Below are 15589 nucleotides of genomic sequence, written 5' to 3'. Positions count from 1 at the left end.
GATTAATGATGTTTTTTTTGACAGTTAAACTTTTAAGATAGGCAATCTTATTTCTCATCTAAAATGAGTTGCTTAATTTTATGTGCTTTTTCAAAATGATCGAGTTGATGGGTTTTAATCCACCACTGCGCAACTTGCATCAATAATTCAGGATTGTCATTTTTATTGGAAAAGAAGGCGTAAAAGGATAAGCCAACATTTGGTCCTTTCTTTGCAATTTTATCGTTACAAATAGTGATCATTTTTTCTCTAAAATCTTGGTTCATCATTCAATCCTGAGTTGGGAATAAGTTTTGTTAATGCAATTTTATAATGTTAAATGAAGGATAATCATTATTATTGGTTCAAATTAAGCTCTTTCCTTTTGCTCAAGATCAGTATAGTTAATTTTTGATTTTATTGCAGATGATTAATTTTTTTGTTTCAAATTGATGCATTTTATATTTTTGGATGAATTTATATGTATAAATAATGAAAAACATGTAAATAAATCAGAGGTAAAAAATGGTGACCAATAAAAGTTTAAATGATTTAAAAGAACAAGCATCTCAAGCAGTTGACGATGCAAAATCTAAAGCAAGTGAATTACAGTCACAAGCAGAGGCAGCAGTAGATGAGTTAAAAAGTACAGCCCAAGATGCCAAAAAAGAGGGAGAAAAAACAGTTGCTGACTTAAAAGCAACCGTAGGTCAAACGTTGACAGAGGGTAAGGCACACTTAGAAAGTCATGTCGCAGACTTAAAAACTAAAGCCTCTGAAGCACAAACCAATGTGCAGGAAAAGTTTGATCAATTGAAAGCGGATGCTGGGCAAAAAATTGAAGATGTTAAAGCGAAGGCTGAGGCATTAAAGCATGATGCATCATCTAAATTTGACGACTTGAAAGAGCAGGCAACGGGTAAGATAGATGAGTTAAAGAAAAAAGCTTCGGATACTTTAAGCAAATTTAAAAATGATGATAAAGCTTAGTGACAATCTTACTTACATAATTTTAATCATCGCAAGATGATCATATAGAAATAAAGCCGACGTATTTACTCTGAATTTGCTAAACAATCAGAATCTGACTTAACCTATCGTAAATTTACAGTTAAACTATGGTGTCAGTATTGTGCTGTATACCCAAGTTTGGAGTAAATATATGTCGTGGCTTTCTTCTCTTAAATCAGTTTTTTCACCGTCAAAAGAAGTGAGTGAAGAGGAGATTCAGCAGATACTCGAAACGTATATTTTGCCAAACTCAACGCATCTGTTAAAAGATCGCATTACACAAATTAATATAGAAAATCAAACCCTTCAAATTACAATTAACACATTTCCATCTGAAGCAGAGGATTTACAAACGATTCATGATGAATTGGCAGATGCTTTAGAGAAGTGTGGAATTACTGAATTGAATATGCATGTGATTCAACAAAAAAGCAGTTCAGGAAATCATGATCATCAGCATAAAGCGGGCGAAAGTTGCTCAGCTCAACCTCAAGAAAAAAAACAAAAGCTTCCACCTGTCGTTGATGCATCAGCTGGAGTACCTAAAGAAACTAAATCAGAAGTAGATCCTAATAATCCACCTATTACGAAAGCTGCACCGCAGCAGCGTGATGTACCTAAACATCCCCGCATTCAGAATGTAATTTTGGTATCGTCGGGTAAGGGTGGGGTTGGTAAATCAACAACGACGGTCAATTTAGCCTTAGCTTTACAAGCATTAGGCTTAAAAGTTGGGGTATTAGACGCAGATATTTATGGCCCAAGTATTCCAACCATGTTGGGGAATGCAGGTCGTACGCCAATGATTGAGTCTGAAAATTTTGTTCCTATTGATGCATATGGAATGGCTGTATTGTCAATAGGGCATCTTACGGGCGATCACAATACACCTGTAGCTTGGCGCGGACCGAAAGCAACAGGTGCATTGATGCAGTTATTTAATCAAACGCTTTGGCCTGACTTAGATGTTCTTATGATTGACATGCCACCAGGGACTGGGGATATTCAATTGACACTTGCCCAACGTATTCCGGTTACGGGTGCTGTGATTGTAACGACTCCACAAAATGTGGCATTAATGGATGCAACAAAAGGGATTGAATTATTTAATCGCGTTCATATTCCTGTTATGGGCGTGATTGAAAATATGTCGACACATATATGTTCAAATTGTGGCTATGAAGAACCAATTTTTGGTACAGGTGGTGGAGATCAACTAGCCGAACAATATGATATTCCATTATTGGGTCGTTTGCCTTTAAATGTTCAAATCCGTGAAAATACTGATGCAGGTAAACCTTCGGTGATTGCGCAAGATGATGCAGCAGAAAGTTATATGGCGATAGCGAAAAAAATTATAGATAAATTACCAAAAGTTGAAAAAAGTAAATCACGCATTTTTTAAAATGCTGTAATGGATTTATCAAAATAAAAGCCCAACATAATGTTGGGCTTTTTTCTTTAAGTAATTGTTTTTAACGTTGAGCGCTGTATTTTGACTGATCGGAGGTTTACAGTGATTGCAATTATTACCATCGCTATGCCAATAATATCTGTGATGGTTTCAGGAATAATCATAAATAGTGCGCCTGTACCTAAGAAAAGTCGCCAAAACCAAGATAATGTAGTTTTAAAATATCCTTCAACGGCAGCTCCCAAAGCTAGAATACCGATAATAGACGTAACACATATGCTGATTACGGTTGTCCACGCAGGGAATGCAAATTCACGTGCATTCACTGCAACGTTTGTCGTATCAATCATGAGCATGGCAGGGTTATAGACAAACAAGAATGGGACAATAAAACCTGCTAAAGATAATTTTAATGCTTGGAAACCTGTCCGCATTGGATCACCTCCTGCAATTCCTGCTCCTGCAAAGGCGGCTAAAGCTACGGGTGGGGTGATATTCGCGAATAATCCAAAATAGAATACAAACATATGCGCAACTAACGTTGGAATATCAAAGTTTGCTAAAGCTGGTGCTGCCATGGTTGCTGTAATGATATAAGCAGGAATAGAAGGTAGTCCCATTCCTAAAATCATAGAAGCAATCATGGTAAAGAATAGCGTTAAGAATAAACTTCCAGCACCAATACTCATAATAGATGAGGTCATGACCGTGCCAAAGCTTGTTAAGCTGACAACTCCAATAATGATCCCAACTAATGCACAGGCAGCCATGACGGATAGAGATTGTTTCGCACCATCCTCTAGGGCTTCAAGTATTTCTTTAATTCCCATACGGGTAGATTTTTTAAAGGCAGCAACAATAATTGTCAGAATAATGGTATAAACCGCTGCATAGCCGACTGGAATAGATTGGAAGAGAAATATCACCAAAGCAATAATTGGAATAAGCAAGTGACCACGTTCTTTTAGCACCTCTTTCACACGTGGTAAATCGGCTTTAGGTACACCTTTAAGATCATCTCTTCCAGCACGGAAATGGACTTGAGCCATTACGCCTAAATAATATAGTAGCGCAGGTAAAGCCGCAGCAAGCGCAATTGTACCGTAACTTACACCTGTCGTTTCAGCCATAATAAACGCACTGGCACCCATGACAGGAGGTAAAATTTGACCACCGACAGATGCACTTGCTTCAACAGCACCTGCAAAGTTTTTGTGATATCCAATTTTTTTCATGAGAGGAATGGTAAATGAACCTGTACCGACAACATTGGCGACTGCCGTACCATTAATACTGCCCATAAACCCACTAGAAATAACGGCAACTTTCGCAGGTCCTCCTTGCTTATGGCCTGCTAACGCCATGGCTAAATCATTAAAAAGTTTTCCCATTCCAGATTTAGCAAGAAAAGCACCAAATAAAATAAATAAAAAGATAAATGTAACGGATGCACCAATAGCAGAAGAATAAAGACCTTCTGTTTTTAAGTACATTTGTCCAAAAATATCACTAATGGTATAAGATCGAGTGAGTAGTCTGTCTGGTATCCAACCGAAGTGACTTATAAAGGGATAAGTTAAGAAAATTAGTCCTAATATGGGTAACATCCATCCCATAACACGCCGTGATGCTTCAACAACCAAAATAACCGTGATGATAGAAAATATAACGTCTAAAGTATTTGGAATTCCTCCACGAGTCGTAACAATATCTTGATATTCAAACCACAAATATAAAAAAGTAGATAAAGAAATTAATGCCAACCCCCAGTCTGACCATGAAACTTTTTGTCGTGAGGTCGAGCTACGTGCAGGATAAAGCAAAAAAACGAGCATTAAACCAATTGCAACATGTGCTGCACGTTGAAGAAGTTCGGGTAATGGATTAAACGTAATAAATAAGTGAAAAAGAGAATAACTAATTGCAATGGCAGCAATGAACCATTTCACAGATTTATTGGTCGGATGGCGAGTCACCGATTCTCGATCAAATTTCTCTAAAATGGCTTGTTGTTCTTTTTCATTTAATTGTTCAATGGCATTATTTTGAGTATTTGTCATAAACATTGTCCTAATCGCAGAACACGCCAAAGAGGTTGTTGCTGAATAGAAATATGAACAATACTGTAATCAGGGTAGTCTTTATAAATGGACCATTGCTGATGCTGAAATATAATAATCCCTTGCATATGATTCGAAATAGTCCAATAAATATCTTTAACTGACAGATTGACATCCATTCGTATCCAACCATTTTTCTGGAATATAATGGGATAGTGTGTTGGCGTACCTGCACCAAATGAAACAAAATCGGTATATTGCAGGACGAATTTTTTATGTTTTATTTGATAGTGCTCAAGCCAAGTCGTTTTTTCTACCGAGTGTATCCATTGCAATTCAAGATGATTAGAAAAAATCCTACAATGATCTTGATTAACTTGAATTTGAATGAAATATATTGGATAAAATCCAATAATACTTGAGCACCCAATAAGTAAAAGTAAGGCAATTAAAATTCTGGTATTGCTCACATTATTTCGATGCTATTTCATCGTAATAACGTTTTGCACCTGGGTGTAGGGGAGCGACTAAACCATGTTGAGCGCTTTTTAATGTAATATCTTGAGCGGCTTGATGGGCAGTCGTTAAGCTTTTTAAACTATTAAAAAATGTTTTTGTCAGTTTATATACATCATCTTCAGAAAGGTCTGACCTGACAACAAGTGCATTCATAATTGCTGCAGTCGGAATATCTTCTGTATTCCCGTAAGTCCCTTTAGGAATGTTTAAAGAGAGAAAATAAGATTGATCTTTTGCTATTTTTTTCATTTTTTCAGGATCAATACGAACAAGTTGTAGGTCATACCCTTGTTGCAGTTCCATTAATGATGAATTAGGAATGCCGCTAGTCAAAAATGCAGCATCAATTTTTCCACTTTTTAAGGCATCTGCTGCTTCAGCATAACCGAGATAATCGACTTTGACATCATCATAGCTGATACCAAATCCTTTCAATAAAGAACGGGCATTTGCTTCTACGCCAGAGTTTTGTGCACCAACAGCGATACGTTTTCCTCTCAAATCTTCAATGTTTTGAATACCCGATTTTTTGGAGGTAACGATTTGCACGTAGTTGGGGTAAAGTGCTGCAATTTGTCGAACATTGTCCAGTTTTTTTTGATTAAACACACCAGATCCCTTGATGGCTTCTGTCAAGCTGTCGCTCATGACAAATGCCATCTCAACTTTATTTTGTTTCAGTAAGTTAAGGTTTTCTACAGAAGCACCAGTGGTTTGGGTTTTTGCATTGACACCATAAGTTTTGTTATAGATTTCTGCTAAATTAGTGCCAATAACATTATATGGACCTGACGCTCCTCCTGTTGCAATATTGATAAATTTACTGGAGAGTTTATCTTTAGCCAAAGCTGTTTCAGAGGAGCTTGAGACATTTGAAGCAGTATTGTTTTCTTTTGTACAACCATAGCTTGCAAATAAAGCAAGAATAGTGACCGTCTTAAGTGCCAATTTATACATTGATTTTTCCTTTGTTTTGGTTCTTCACTCAATTCATTTGAGTTAAATTATTCACTTATAAAATTTAAGCTTTAAGCATGAAGTTGTATGAAACTAACGTATTTACGCTTTAAGAAATATTGTCTTTCTATGAATTTTGTATGACAAAATCCATCTATTTGTTAAGTTATGATTAATAGTGTTTTAAAGATGTTAATGTGAATAGAAAAGTGTATAAACGACCATCAAACGACCATCAAACGACCATCAAACGACCATCAAACGACCATCAAACGACCATCAAACGACCATCAAACGACCATCAAACGACTATCGTGTGACTGGTGAGTCTAATGTTTTTGATTTATAAGTTGTTGAAAAATAATATTTTAATTTATTTCATTGTGAGTTTTATACTTCCTCTTACAATTTTTACTTTGCTAAATGAATTCAAGCTCCTTTATCCTAAATAGATTCATTGTTGAGGTTGAATGAATGATTTCATTGTTATTTATTGGCTTGGTTATCTCCATTCTTTTGACACCAGGTCCTACAAATACATTACTCGCCTCATCCGGTATTCAGGTTGGCATTAAAAAATCATTCCGTTTAATACCTTCAGAGGCTTTTGGCTATTTAATTGCGATTTCATTGTGGGGACTTCTCATTGGTAAAGTTTCAGCACAATTTCCTTTGTTACCCGTAATTTTAAAATTATTTAGTGCGAGTTATATTATTTTTTTAGCCATTAAGCTTTGGCGTACAGCTGATGTTGAAGTCAGTTATTCACAGCCGACCATTCGTGCACGCGAGCTTTTTTTAGCGACGGTTTTAAACCCTAAAGCATTGTTATTTGCATCTGCTATTTTTCCAGCAATTGTATGGAAAAATATGAATTATTATGTCAGTCATATGTTGGTATTTTTAATCTTATTGGTTCCAATTGCATTTTTATGGACATGTATTGGGTCTTATTTAGCATCGAATAAAATTAAATGGTTAAATCAATGTAATTTACAAAAGACGGCTTCAATTGTGCTGTTGAGTTTTTCAGTACCTTTAAGTTATTCCGCCTTGTTGAGTTTTTAATGAAAAGAAAATCAATTTTTTCTTTGTCATGAATGATAGATAATTCGAAGGCTTATTTTCATTAGGCGTGATTTCAGTTAAAGTACATCGTAGTAAATTATTTTAGTATGATTTGGATAAAACAATGGCAATAAAGTCTGATCGCTGGATTCGTGAAATGAGCGAAAAGCACGGTATGATTGAACCGTATGCAGAAAACCAAGTTCGTTTAGATGAAAATGGTCAAAAGCTCATTTCGTATGGCGTATCAAGTTACGGCTATGATGTGCGCTGCGCACGAGAATTTAAAGTTTTTACAAATGTTCATTCAGCAATTGTTGATCCTAAAAACTTTGATGAAAACAGCTTTATTGATATTGAAGCTGATGTATGTATTATTCCACCAAACTCATTTGCTTTAGCACGTACTGTTGAATATTTCCGTATTCCACGTAATGTTCTAACGGTATGTTTAGGTAAATCAACTTATGCACGTTGTGGCATTATTGTGAACGTTACGCCATTAGAACCTGAATGGGAAGGGCACGTCACTTTAGAATTTTCAAATACAACAAATTTACCTGCACGTATTTACGCAGGTGAGGGTGTTGCGCAGATGTTATTTTTTGAATCTGACGAAGTATGTGAAGTATCTTATAAAGACCGTGGTGGAAAATATCAAGGTCAAACAGGTGTAACTTTACCTAAAGCTTAATCTCATCATAAAGAATTGATGATTCTATAAAATATTGATTTAAAATAAAGAATCCCGCATTAAGCGGGATTTTTGATCAAGTATGTTATATTGAAAAATTACTTTGCAATTTTTGCAAGCAAATCTTCTTTACTCAAGTTGACTGATTCTGCATCAGTACGCCCTTTATATTCAAATGTTCCTGCATCGAGTCCTTTTTCACCAATCACAATGCGGTGTGGAATACCTGTTAATTCTAAATCAGAGAATTTAACACCAGGGCGTTCATTACGATCATCTAAGAGGACATCATAGCCTGCTGCTTGTAACTCTGCATAAAGCGTTTCAGCAGCTTCGAGCGTACGTGGTGATTTATGTGCATTCATTGGAACAATTGCAACTTCAAATGGAGCAATGCTCAGAGGCCAAATAATTCCTTTATCATCATAGTTTTGTTCAATTGCTGACGCCACTACACGCGTTACTCCAATACCGTAACAACCCATCGTCACAACCAACGGCTTACCATCTTCACCAAGTACTTTACAGCCTAATGCTTCAGAGTACTTTTGACCGAGTTGGAAAATATGACCAACTTCGATACCACGTTTAATTTGCAACGTACCATGACCATCTGGAGATGCATCACCTTCAACAACATTACGCAAATCAAATATTTCAGTAAATTGAGCATCACGTTCCCAGTTTACACCGACTGCATGTTTGTCAATTTCATTTGCACCGGCAACAAAGTCAGACAATACCGATGCTGCACGATCAATAATGACAGTTAAACCTTTTTCAACTAAACCTTGTGGACCACAGAAACCAGGGGTTAAGCCTGAAGTCGCAATTTGTTCTTCAGTGGCAAAAGTAAGTGGTGCAGCAATTAATGGATGTTTTTCAGCTTTAATTTCATTGAGCTCATGATCACCACGTAAGAATAAGGCAACAACAGGTGTTGTTTGATTTTCTTGTGTTGGAATTCCTTGAACCAATAATGCTTTTACTGATTGTGCAGGATCTGATTTTAAGAACGTAGAAACATCAGCAATTGTTTTTTGATTAGGTGTGTCTACGATTTCTAAGGCTTTATTTGGCGCTGCACGTTCACCAACAAGAATAGCCTCAGCCATTTCAACATTTGCTGCATAATCAGATTCTGTAGAGAAGGCAATATCATCTTCGCCACTTGAAGCAAGAACGTGAAACTCATGAGAACCTGACCCACCAATTGAGCCTGTATCTGCTTGTACTGGACGGAAATTAAGACCTAAACGGGTAAAAATCTTACAATAAGCATCATACATCGCATCGTAAGTTTCTTGTAAAGACACTTGATTAACATGGAAAGAATAAGCATCTTTCATAATAAATTCACGAGAACGCATAACACCAAAACGAGGGCGAATCTCATCACGAAACTTTGTTTGAACTTGATAAAAGTTAGCTGGAAGTTGTTTGTAACTATGTAGTTCATTGCGCGCAAGATCTGTAATGACTTCTTCATGCGTTGGACCAAGTACAAAGTCATTTTGATGGCGGTCTTTAAAGCGCAATAATTCTGGACCATATTGTACATAACGACCAGATTCTTCCCATAAAGATGCAGGTTGTGTTACGGGCATTAAAACTTCAAGAGACCCTGCACGGTTCATTTCTTCACGCACAATCGCTGCAACTTTATTTAATACGCGAACGCCCATTGGTAGCCAAGTATATAAACCTGAAGCTAGTTTACGAATCATTCCCGCACGTAACATAAGTTGGTGAGAGATGACTTCAGCATCATTTGGCGTTTCTCTTAACGTTGCAAATAAAAAGCGACTCGCGCGCATGGAAAATGTCCTAAAAAGTATTTCGTTAAAGTCGATGAGTATACAATAAAAAGCACTTCAACATGGCAGATCTATTTATCTGTTAAATGAAAGTGTATTAAGGTTTTAATTTCAAACGGTCGATGATTTTGTTGAACTGGATTTCTGTTTGCATATAGTTCTGTTGTAGCATTTGAATATTATTAATGGTTTGTTCAATATTTTTTGAATTAAATTCAAGCTTGTCTATTGATTCATGAGGAATCAGTTGATTTTTCCGAATATACTCCATCTCTATTTTTTTTAAATGTATTCGGTTTTGTTGCAAATTTTTTAATTGATTGAGTTGAAAATTAATTTGATTATTAATAGTGTCTAAACTCATTTTCTTTTTTTCTTTCGCGACTTCACTGGTGCTATAAGCCTTTTTTAATAGCAGATCATCTTTAATTTCTTGTGCATCAGTGTTGAGTAAGATGTTTGACTTTTGGTTTTTCTCTGCATTGAAGGCATCATTTTTTTTAATAATTTGCATATTCTGATCTAGTGTTTCATATCCATATTGAATATGACTTTGTGTAATGCTACTACTGATGTTGGCGACACCTTTGTGATCATAATAACGATACCATCGTTGATCTTTTAAGGAAGTATTATTTATATTTTTAGAAAAAACAGGATTAGTTTGAACTAATAATAACGTGAGTGCTATAAAAGAATATATCGAAAATCTTAGCCATTTTTTTTTAATATTATTGTCATTTTGCACTTAATCTATCCCCATATGTTAAGTGGTGTTATTTGCTTATATGGTCTTGAATTTTATCTTAAGATAATTTTCTTGAGAATAGAAGAAGATTTTTAAAACGAAAAACGATTTGAAATTAAATATAAATGGGACAATTTTTGAAAATAAATTGAAATATTTCAGTTAAAACGGCATGTTCACGTAGATATTATTTGGTTACGATTATCTCGAGATCATAACTTTTCTAAAACAATAAACAGATGTAAAGTGATGCAGTTAAAACCAATGACAAACTTTAGATTTTCAAAAAAGATATCGGATGATACTGGCATTTTTATCGGTGCAGGGTTTTTTTGATTATTGAGGAAAAGTTTGGTTGCTTGGGTTTAGATGAAATTATTTTGAGAAATAAATGATTGAAATACAATTAATAATCTTATGTTTGTATAATTGAAAGATTAATTTTTTGGAAAACAGAATGGCACGAATTTTAATTGTAGATGATTCACCAGCAGAAACCTTTCGATTCAGAGAGATATTAAGTCATCATGGTTATGATGTGATTGAAGCTTCTAATGGTGCTGATGGCGTTACAATCGCACAGGCAGAATTACCTGATTTAGTGCTTATGGATGTTGTGATGCCAGGGGTGAATGGTTTTCAAGCAACCCGTCAGTTGACACGCGCAGAAACAACAAAACATATTCCGATTATTATTGTGAGTACTAAAGATCAAGAAACAGATCGCTCTTGGGGGATGCTACAAGGTGCAAGTGATTATTTAACGAAACCTATTGATGAAGCATTATTACTTCAAACGGTTAAACGTTACCTGAAGAGTAGTATTGAATAAAATAAATAAAAATATGAATCAACATCATAAAAAAGGAACTCATTGAGTTCCTTTTATTCTAAGTGAGAATTAAGCTAAGAGGTTTTCTAAAATTAGTTCATAAATTTCAGATAGAGGCTCTAAATCTGCCACATTTACATGTTCATTGATTTGATGAATGGTTTCATTTAAAACACCAAGTTCAAGAACTTGAGCACCTGTTGGTGCGATGAAACGTCCATCTGATGTTCCACCACTAGTTGAAAGCGTTGTTTCATTCCCAGTAATTTGCTGAATTGCATGACGAGCAGCATTGACTAATTCACCAACTGGGGTAAGAAAAGGTAAGCCAGATAACGTCCAATGAATTTCATAGTCAACTTGATGGCGATCTAAAATCTCCATGGTGCGCTGTTTAAGTTCTTCAGCAGTCACTTCAGTTGAATATCTGAAATTAAAAAGCAGATTCATACTTCCTGGAATAACATTGGTTGCTCCAGTGCCTGCTTGAATATTTGAAATTTGAAAAGTAGTTGCTGGGAAGTATTCATTTCCATGATCCCATACAGTTTCACATAATTCACTGATTGCTTTAGATGCAGTATGGATCGGATTAATGGCAAGATGTGGATATGCAACGTGACCTTGTTTGCCTTTAATGGTGATATTTGCATTTAAAGAGCCACGACGACCATTTTTGATAATATCACCAAGTTGATTGGTACTAGACGGTTCACCAACAAGGCACCAATCCATTTTTTCGTTACGTGCTTCTAAAGTTTCAATCACTTTGACCGTACCGTTAATCGAAGGACCTTCTTCATCTGACGTGATTAAAAATGCAATTGAACCTTTATGATTCGGATGTTTTGCGATAAAACGCTCAGATGCGACTACCATTGCGGCCAATGCAGTTTTCATATCAGCACTGCCACGTCCATAGAGTTTTCCATCACGAATTTCTGGTTTGAATGGATCAGAGTTCCAAGCATCTAGATGTCCTGTAGGTACAACATCTGTATGACCTGCAAAACAAAAAACTGGTGCTTCAGTACCTTTTCTTGCCCATAAGTTGTCAACATCTTCAAAACGCATATCTTCAATTTGAAAGCCAACTTTGGCTAAACGTTCTGCCATAATTTCTTGGCAAGTATGATCAATAGGGGTTACAGAGGGTTGTCTTAATAACTGTAAGCTAAGCTCAAGAGTTTCTGAGTGAGTCATACCAATAAATCATGTTAAAAAATTTTATCTATGATAGGCGAAACCTTGTAATAAAGGGAATTTAAAATATAAAAAAACCCGATCTAGATACTAAATCGGGTTTTGAAAAAGTAAAAACTTACTTTTTCTTAATTTCATTCGAAGTTTTTTCAGCAGTATCTGTTACCACAGAACCAACTTTAGAGACATCTTGACCAACTCCTTTAACCGTATTACATCCAACTAGAACTACGCTCATCGCTAATGCAGTAAATAAAACTTTTTTCATCATTCATACCCTTGTTTGTGATTTTAAATATCAGTTTTTTATACCATATTATTGAGATTAAAAGGAATAGAAAATGAAATGTGTTTTTTTTTGTATAAATAAGTTATGAATTGTATTTAAATATTTATTTTTAACTTAATGTTTAATTAAGAAAATTTATTTTTGAGACTGATCGTACTTCTATACATGTAATATTCATTTTTATGACGAGAAAAATATAAACCATTTGTCCACCATGAATTAAACGCATGCTCTATAAATTGATTTGGGCATAACCACTCATGTCTATTTAAACGATAATATTGAGCGTGGTGTGATGGGAAGTTATTTCCCCAAAAACCAAGTCGACGATTTGTATTGACCCATGGAGGTATTTTAGCAGTATATCGATGGTAGGGAAGATAAAGCTGTCCTTTCATTACAGCAAAGCGTTGATCTATTTGATGTTCATGCACATTAGAAAATTGAAACTGCTTTTCAGTGAAGTGCATCAGTTTTGTTAAAAGTGTATCTTCTCGATTTAAACCGTACCAATGTTTTAAAGATAGATTTTGTTCACCTAAATAATATTTTAAAGCGACCTCCCAATGCTCAACTTGGCGAGTTTCCGTATTTTGAATTAAAAAATCTAGTTCGCCAATTGTTCTAGCACCATCAATTATTTGAAGGCTATGTGCTATAAGATGATAAGGATGATAGTGGTGGTCTAACAGCCAAAACCAAATATACCTTTCGAAACGTAGACCTAAACGCGTACTTTTAAGTTTGTTTAAAAACTGATGTAATTCATCAGGATAGAGATCTAGTTGCTGAAGTCGTGGCGTATAACATTTATACATATCTTGCCAGTGTTGATCTGTATGTAAATCAAATTTATGTTGAATAGGAAGTTGATTTGGAATTTCTCGAATAATATTTGGGCTCAGAAGAGAAAAAGCCAATTGCTGGACTTCTGGTGTTTTATAAGTTAACCAAGCTTCATGAAATTGATGTGAATTAAGTTCAGGCATTGAGAAATACATTCGAGTTGGAATTTTAAGGGATTGCGATGAAAAACAATTTATACTACAAGCAGCGTGCTTGTAGAGTAAATAAATGAAAACGTTGTTTTGGCGGACCTTGGTGGTGATTTTTATCATATTGGGTTTTATTGGCGCATTATTACCTGGTATGCCAACCACCGTATTTCTCATTTTAGCCGCGTGGGCAGCTTCTAAAGGTTGGCCTCAAATGGATGCTTGGTTATTGCAACATCCTAAGTATGGTCCGACCTTAAAAGCATGGCGTGAAAATGGAACGGTGCCACGTAAAGCAAAGTGGTTGGCCAGTATTATGATGCTTATTAGTGGAATAATAATGTTATTTACAAATGCACCATTTGCCGTCAAAATTTTTACAGATGTGACCATGCTGATAGTTGCAATTTGGCTTTGGTTTAGACCCGAACCTAAACATCATTAGAAGGGAAAGCAATGAAATATACGTTGGATCAAGCTGATGTACTTATAGACTTAGCAGAACAGACTTTATACCTCCCTAAACATAATAAAGTTTATGTCATTTCAACGGGGAAAAATGGAATTGGGGAGCAGGAAAATAGTGGGAAAACGCCACGAGGCTGGCATAAAATTGCTTTAAAGTTTGGTCAAGATGTTCCAATCAATACCGTATTTATTGCTCGCCAAGAAACGGGTGAAGTTTATTCACAAGATTTAGCAGATGCTTTTCCAGAGCGTGATTGGATACTCTCAAGAATTTTATGGTTAAGCGGCTTAGAAGAGCATTTTAATTTAGGAAATGGTTGCGATACCTTTAATCGTTACATTTATATTCATGGCACACCAGATACTGAACCGATGGGAATTCCAATGTCACATGGTTGTATTCGCATGAAAAATACTGAGATTATTGAGTTATTTGATCTTATTCCAGAAGAGGCATTGGTGTACATTTCAGAAATGAGCATTATTGAAAACATTTAATTACATATGTCATTAAAGGATTAAACTTCAATAGAAATGAATTAAAGTTGCAACGTTGTGAAGGTTAAAATGTTTCATTAAGTTTTTAAAACATATTTATTTTTTTAATTTATCCTTGAGTAAATTTATAAAATTTGTATATTTTTATAGCAAATAACCTATTTTTTAATCACTCAATAGGGAAAAACTGAAAACAAGTGGAAAAGCGTTTGACAGGTTCACAGGATTCTCTATAATGCACCACACAAACGATGAAGTCGTAAAGGGCGCTTAGCTCAGTTGGTAGAGCGTCTGCCTTACAAGCAGAATGTCGGCGGTTCGATCCCGTCAGCGCCCACCATGTCTTTTACGTTAAGAATATATAGTGCAGCGGTAGTTCAGTTGGTTAGAATATCGGCCTGTCACGCCGAGGGTCGCGGGTTCGAGTCCCGTCCGCTGCGCCACTTAATTCTTAATATTGTTTGTGCCAAAAAAGTAAAGTTATGTAAGTGCAGCGGTAGTTCAGTTGGTTAGAATATCGGCCTGTCACGCCGAGGGTCGCGGGTTCGAGTCCCGTCCGCTGCGCCATTTACATAGTAGAACTTTTGAGGGCGCTTAGCTCAGTTGGTAGAGCGTCTGCCTTACAAGCAGAATGTCGGCGGTTCGATCCCGTCAGCGCCCACCAGATTTTTAATGCAGCGGTAGTTCAGTTGGTTAGAATATCGGCCTGTCACGCCGAGGGTCGCGGGTTCGAGTCCCGTCCGCTGCGCCATTAAAAATCAAAGTTTCACCCTTATAAGGGCGCTTAGCTCAGTTGGTAGAGCGTCTGCCTTACAAGCAGAATGTCGGCGGTTCGATCCCGTCAGCGCCCACCATATCTTTGGATATGTGTAGCACCTATGCAGCGGTAGTTCAGTTGGTTAGAATATCGGCCTGTCACGCCGAGGGTCGCGGGTTCGAGTCCCGTCCGCTGCGCCATTAAAAATTAAAGTTTCACTCTTATAAGGGCGCTTAGCTCAGTTGGTAGAGCGTCTGCCTTACAAGCAGAATGTCGGCGG

General features: G+C 36.2%; 16 protein-coding genes and 7 tRNA genes. 14 read left to right on the top strand and 9 right to left on the bottom strand.

The window, feature by feature from the left end; translation table 11 throughout:
- Nucleotides 1-47: 47 nt before the first annotated feature.
- Entirely contained in the window at nt 48-266 is a 219-nt protein-coding gene (locus tag B9T31_RS11460; protein ID WP_086182087.1) for a DUF6500 family protein, read from the bottom strand.
- 241 nt (nt 267-507) lie between these two features.
- On the opposite strand from B9T31_RS11460, the gene B9T31_RS11455 reads away from it, so the two are divergent.
- Nucleotides 508-969 (top strand): hypothetical protein, encoded by a 462-nt coding sequence (locus B9T31_RS11455; protein ID WP_086182239.1) that lies wholly within the window; start codon nt 508-510, stop codon nt 967-969.
- Between the two features lie 172 nt (nt 970-1141).
- Nucleotides 1142-2395 carry an iron-sulfur cluster carrier protein ApbC gene (gene apbC / locus B9T31_RS11450; protein WP_086182086.1) on the top strand — a complete coding sequence of 418 codons (1254 nt, stop codon included), beginning with the start codon at nt 1142-1144 and terminating at the stop codon, nt 2393-2395.
- A 56-nt stretch (nt 2396-2451) separates the two neighbouring features.
- Here the strand turns inward: apbC and B9T31_RS11445 are convergent, their stop codons facing one another.
- Genes B9T31_RS11445 through B9T31_RS11435 form a run of 3 tightly spaced genes read right to left on the bottom strand, consistent with a single transcriptional unit; the run spans nt 2452 to nt 5940 of the window.
- Nucleotides 2452-4464 (bottom strand): TRAP transporter permease, encoded by a 2013-nt coding sequence (locus B9T31_RS11445; protein ID WP_086182085.1) that lies wholly within the window; start codon nt 4462-4464, stop codon nt 2452-2454.
- Nucleotides 4461-4934 carry a DUF1850 domain-containing protein gene (locus B9T31_RS11440; protein WP_086182084.1) on the bottom strand — a complete coding sequence of 158 codons (474 nt, stop codon included), beginning with the start codon at nt 4932-4934 and terminating at the stop codon, nt 4461-4463. The genes B9T31_RS11445 and B9T31_RS11440 overlap by 4 nt, the downstream gene beginning before the upstream one ends.
- Nucleotide 4935: 1 nt before the next feature.
- A complete protein-coding gene (locus tag B9T31_RS11435; RefSeq protein ID WP_086182083.1) occupies nt 4936-5940 on the bottom strand; it encodes a TAXI family TRAP transporter solute-binding subunit in 1005 nt (334 codons plus the stop codon).
- A 474-nt stretch (nt 5941-6414) separates the two neighbouring features.
- Here B9T31_RS11435 and B9T31_RS11430 point away from each other — a divergent pair, with 474 nt between their 5' ends.
- Nucleotides 6415-7008, top strand: a complete 594-nt coding sequence (locus B9T31_RS11430) for a LysE family translocator (protein ID WP_086182082.1) — start codon at nt 6415-6417, stop codon at nt 7006-7008.
- Between the two features lie 124 nt (nt 7009-7132).
- Complete coding sequence (gene dcd / locus B9T31_RS11425; protein ID WP_086182081.1) at nt 7133-7702, top strand: dCTP deaminase; 570 nt, start codon at nt 7133-7135, stop codon at nt 7700-7702.
- 98 nt (nt 7703-7800) lie between these two features.
- Here dcd and B9T31_RS11420 read toward each other — a convergent pair whose 3' ends face one another.
- Nucleotides 7801-9519, bottom strand: a complete 1719-nt coding sequence (locus tag B9T31_RS11420) for a proline--tRNA ligase (RefSeq protein ID WP_086182080.1) — start codon at nt 9517-9519, stop codon at nt 7801-7803.
- 97 nt (nt 9520-9616) lie between these two features.
- Nucleotides 9617-10267 carry a hypothetical protein gene (locus tag B9T31_RS11415; RefSeq protein WP_086182079.1) on the bottom strand — a complete coding sequence of 217 codons (651 nt, stop codon included), beginning with the start codon at nt 10265-10267 and terminating at the stop codon, nt 9617-9619.
- Nucleotides 10268-10724: 457 nt separating this feature from the next.
- Here B9T31_RS11415 and B9T31_RS11410 point away from each other — a divergent pair, with 457 nt between their 5' ends.
- Complete coding sequence (locus tag B9T31_RS11410) at nt 10725-11099, top strand: response regulator (RefSeq protein WP_086182078.1); 375 nt, start codon at nt 10725-10727, stop codon at nt 11097-11099.
- Nucleotides 11100-11168: 69 nt separating this feature from the next.
- Here the strand turns inward: B9T31_RS11410 and dapE are convergent, their stop codons facing one another.
- The 3 genes from dapE to B9T31_RS11395 all read right to left on the bottom strand — a co-directional run bounded on the left by dapE (nt 11169) and on the right by B9T31_RS11395 (nt 13580).
- Nucleotides 11169-12302 carry a succinyl-diaminopimelate desuccinylase gene (gene dapE / locus B9T31_RS11405; protein WP_086182077.1) on the bottom strand — a complete coding sequence of 378 codons (1134 nt, stop codon included), beginning with the start codon at nt 12300-12302 and terminating at the stop codon, nt 11169-11171.
- Nucleotides 12303-12420: 118 nt separating this feature from the next.
- Nucleotides 12421-12570, bottom strand: a complete 150-nt coding sequence (locus B9T31_RS11400; protein WP_086182076.1) for an entericidin A/B family lipoprotein — start codon at nt 12568-12570, stop codon at nt 12421-12423.
- A gap of 146 nt (nt 12571-12716) precedes the next feature.
- Entirely contained in the window at nt 12717-13580 is an 864-nt protein-coding gene (locus B9T31_RS11395) for a DUF1853 family protein (protein WP_086182075.1), read from the bottom strand.
- Nucleotides 13581-13665: 85 nt separating this feature from the next.
- Between B9T31_RS11395 and B9T31_RS11390 the strand changes: the two genes are divergently transcribed.
- The 9 genes from B9T31_RS11390 to B9T31_RS11350 all read left to right on the top strand — a co-directional run bounded on the left by B9T31_RS11390 (nt 13666) and on the right by B9T31_RS11350 (nt 15509).
- On the top strand, nt 13666-14031 hold the full coding sequence (locus B9T31_RS11390; protein ID WP_086182074.1) for a YbaN family protein: 366 nt from the start codon (nt 13666-13668) through the stop codon (nt 14029-14031).
- A gap of 11 nt (nt 14032-14042) precedes the next feature.
- Nucleotides 14043-14552, top strand: a complete 510-nt coding sequence (gene elsL, locus B9T31_RS11385) for a cell wall-recycling L,D-carboxypeptidase ElsL (RefSeq protein ID WP_086182073.1) — start codon at nt 14043-14045, stop codon at nt 14550-14552.
- 264 nt (nt 14553-14816) lie between these two features.
- A tRNA-Val gene (locus tag B9T31_RS11380) sits at nt 14817-14892 on the top strand.
- Nucleotides 14893-14918: 26 nt separating this feature from the next.
- Nucleotides 14919-14995, top strand: a tRNA-Asp gene (locus tag B9T31_RS11375).
- A 47-nt stretch (nt 14996-15042) separates the two neighbouring features.
- Nucleotides 15043-15119 (top strand) — tRNA-Asp (locus tag B9T31_RS11370).
- Between the two features lie 21 nt (nt 15120-15140).
- A tRNA-Val gene (locus B9T31_RS11365) sits at nt 15141-15216 on the top strand.
- 10 nt (nt 15217-15226) lie between these two features.
- Nucleotides 15227-15303 (top strand) — tRNA-Asp (locus B9T31_RS11360).
- 27 nt (nt 15304-15330) lie between these two features.
- Nucleotides 15331-15406 (top strand) — tRNA-Val (locus B9T31_RS11355).
- 26 nt (nt 15407-15432) lie between these two features.
- A tRNA-Asp gene (locus tag B9T31_RS11350) sits at nt 15433-15509 on the top strand.
- The last annotated feature ends 80 nt before the right edge of the window (nt 15510-15589 follow it).

The sequence above is a fragment of the Acinetobacter sp. ANC 4558 genome (genome assembly GCF_002135375.1).
Taxonomy (GTDB): domain Bacteria; phylum Pseudomonadota; class Gammaproteobacteria; order Pseudomonadales; family Moraxellaceae; genus Acinetobacter.
Note: the sequence above shows the minus strand (reverse complement) of the source record. Positions and strands in the feature narration are given on the sequence as shown.

Bases quoted from the DNA above. Each gene is read 5' to 3' on its own strand.
- B9T31_RS11460 (WP_086182087.1), bottom strand. From the start codon at position 266: ATGAACCAAGATTTTAGAGAAAAAATGATCACTATTTGTAACGATAAA.
- apbC (WP_086182086.1), top strand. From the start codon at position 1,142: ATGTCGTGGCTTTCTTCTCTTAAATCAGTTTTTTCACCGTCAAAAGAA.
- B9T31_RS11445 (WP_086182085.1), bottom strand. From the start codon at position 4,464: ATGACAAATACTCAAAATAATGCCATTGAACAATTAAATGAAAAAGAA.
- B9T31_RS11435 (WP_086182083.1), bottom strand. From the start codon at position 5,940: ATGTATAAATTGGCACTTAAGACGGTCACTATTCTTGCTTTATTTGCA.
- B9T31_RS11430 (WP_086182082.1), top strand. From the start codon at position 6,415: ATGATTTCATTGTTATTTATTGGCTTGGTTATCTCCATTCTTTTGACA.
- dcd (WP_086182081.1), top strand. From the start codon at position 7,133: ATGGCAATAAAGTCTGATCGCTGGATTCGTGAAATGAGCGAAAAGCAC.
- B9T31_RS11420 (WP_086182080.1), bottom strand. From the start codon at position 9,519: ATGCGCGCGAGTCGCTTTTTATTTGCAACGTTAAGAGAAACGCCAAAT.
- B9T31_RS11410 (WP_086182078.1), top strand. From the start codon at position 10,725: ATGGCACGAATTTTAATTGTAGATGATTCACCAGCAGAAACCTTTCGA.
- dapE (WP_086182077.1), bottom strand. From the start codon at position 12,302: ATGACTCACTCAGAAACTCTTGAGCTTAGCTTACAGTTATTAAGACAA.
- B9T31_RS11400 (WP_086182076.1), bottom strand. From the start codon at position 12,570: ATGAAAAAAGTTTTATTTACTGCATTAGCGATGAGCGTAGTTCTAGTT.
- B9T31_RS11395 (WP_086182075.1), bottom strand. From the start codon at position 13,580: ATGCCTGAACTTAATTCACATCAATTTCATGAAGCTTGGTTAACTTAT.
- B9T31_RS11390 (WP_086182074.1), top strand. From the start codon at position 13,666: ATGAAAACGTTGTTTTGGCGGACCTTGGTGGTGATTTTTATCATATTG.
- elsL (WP_086182073.1), top strand. From the start codon at position 14,043: ATGAAATATACGTTGGATCAAGCTGATGTACTTATAGACTTAGCAGAA.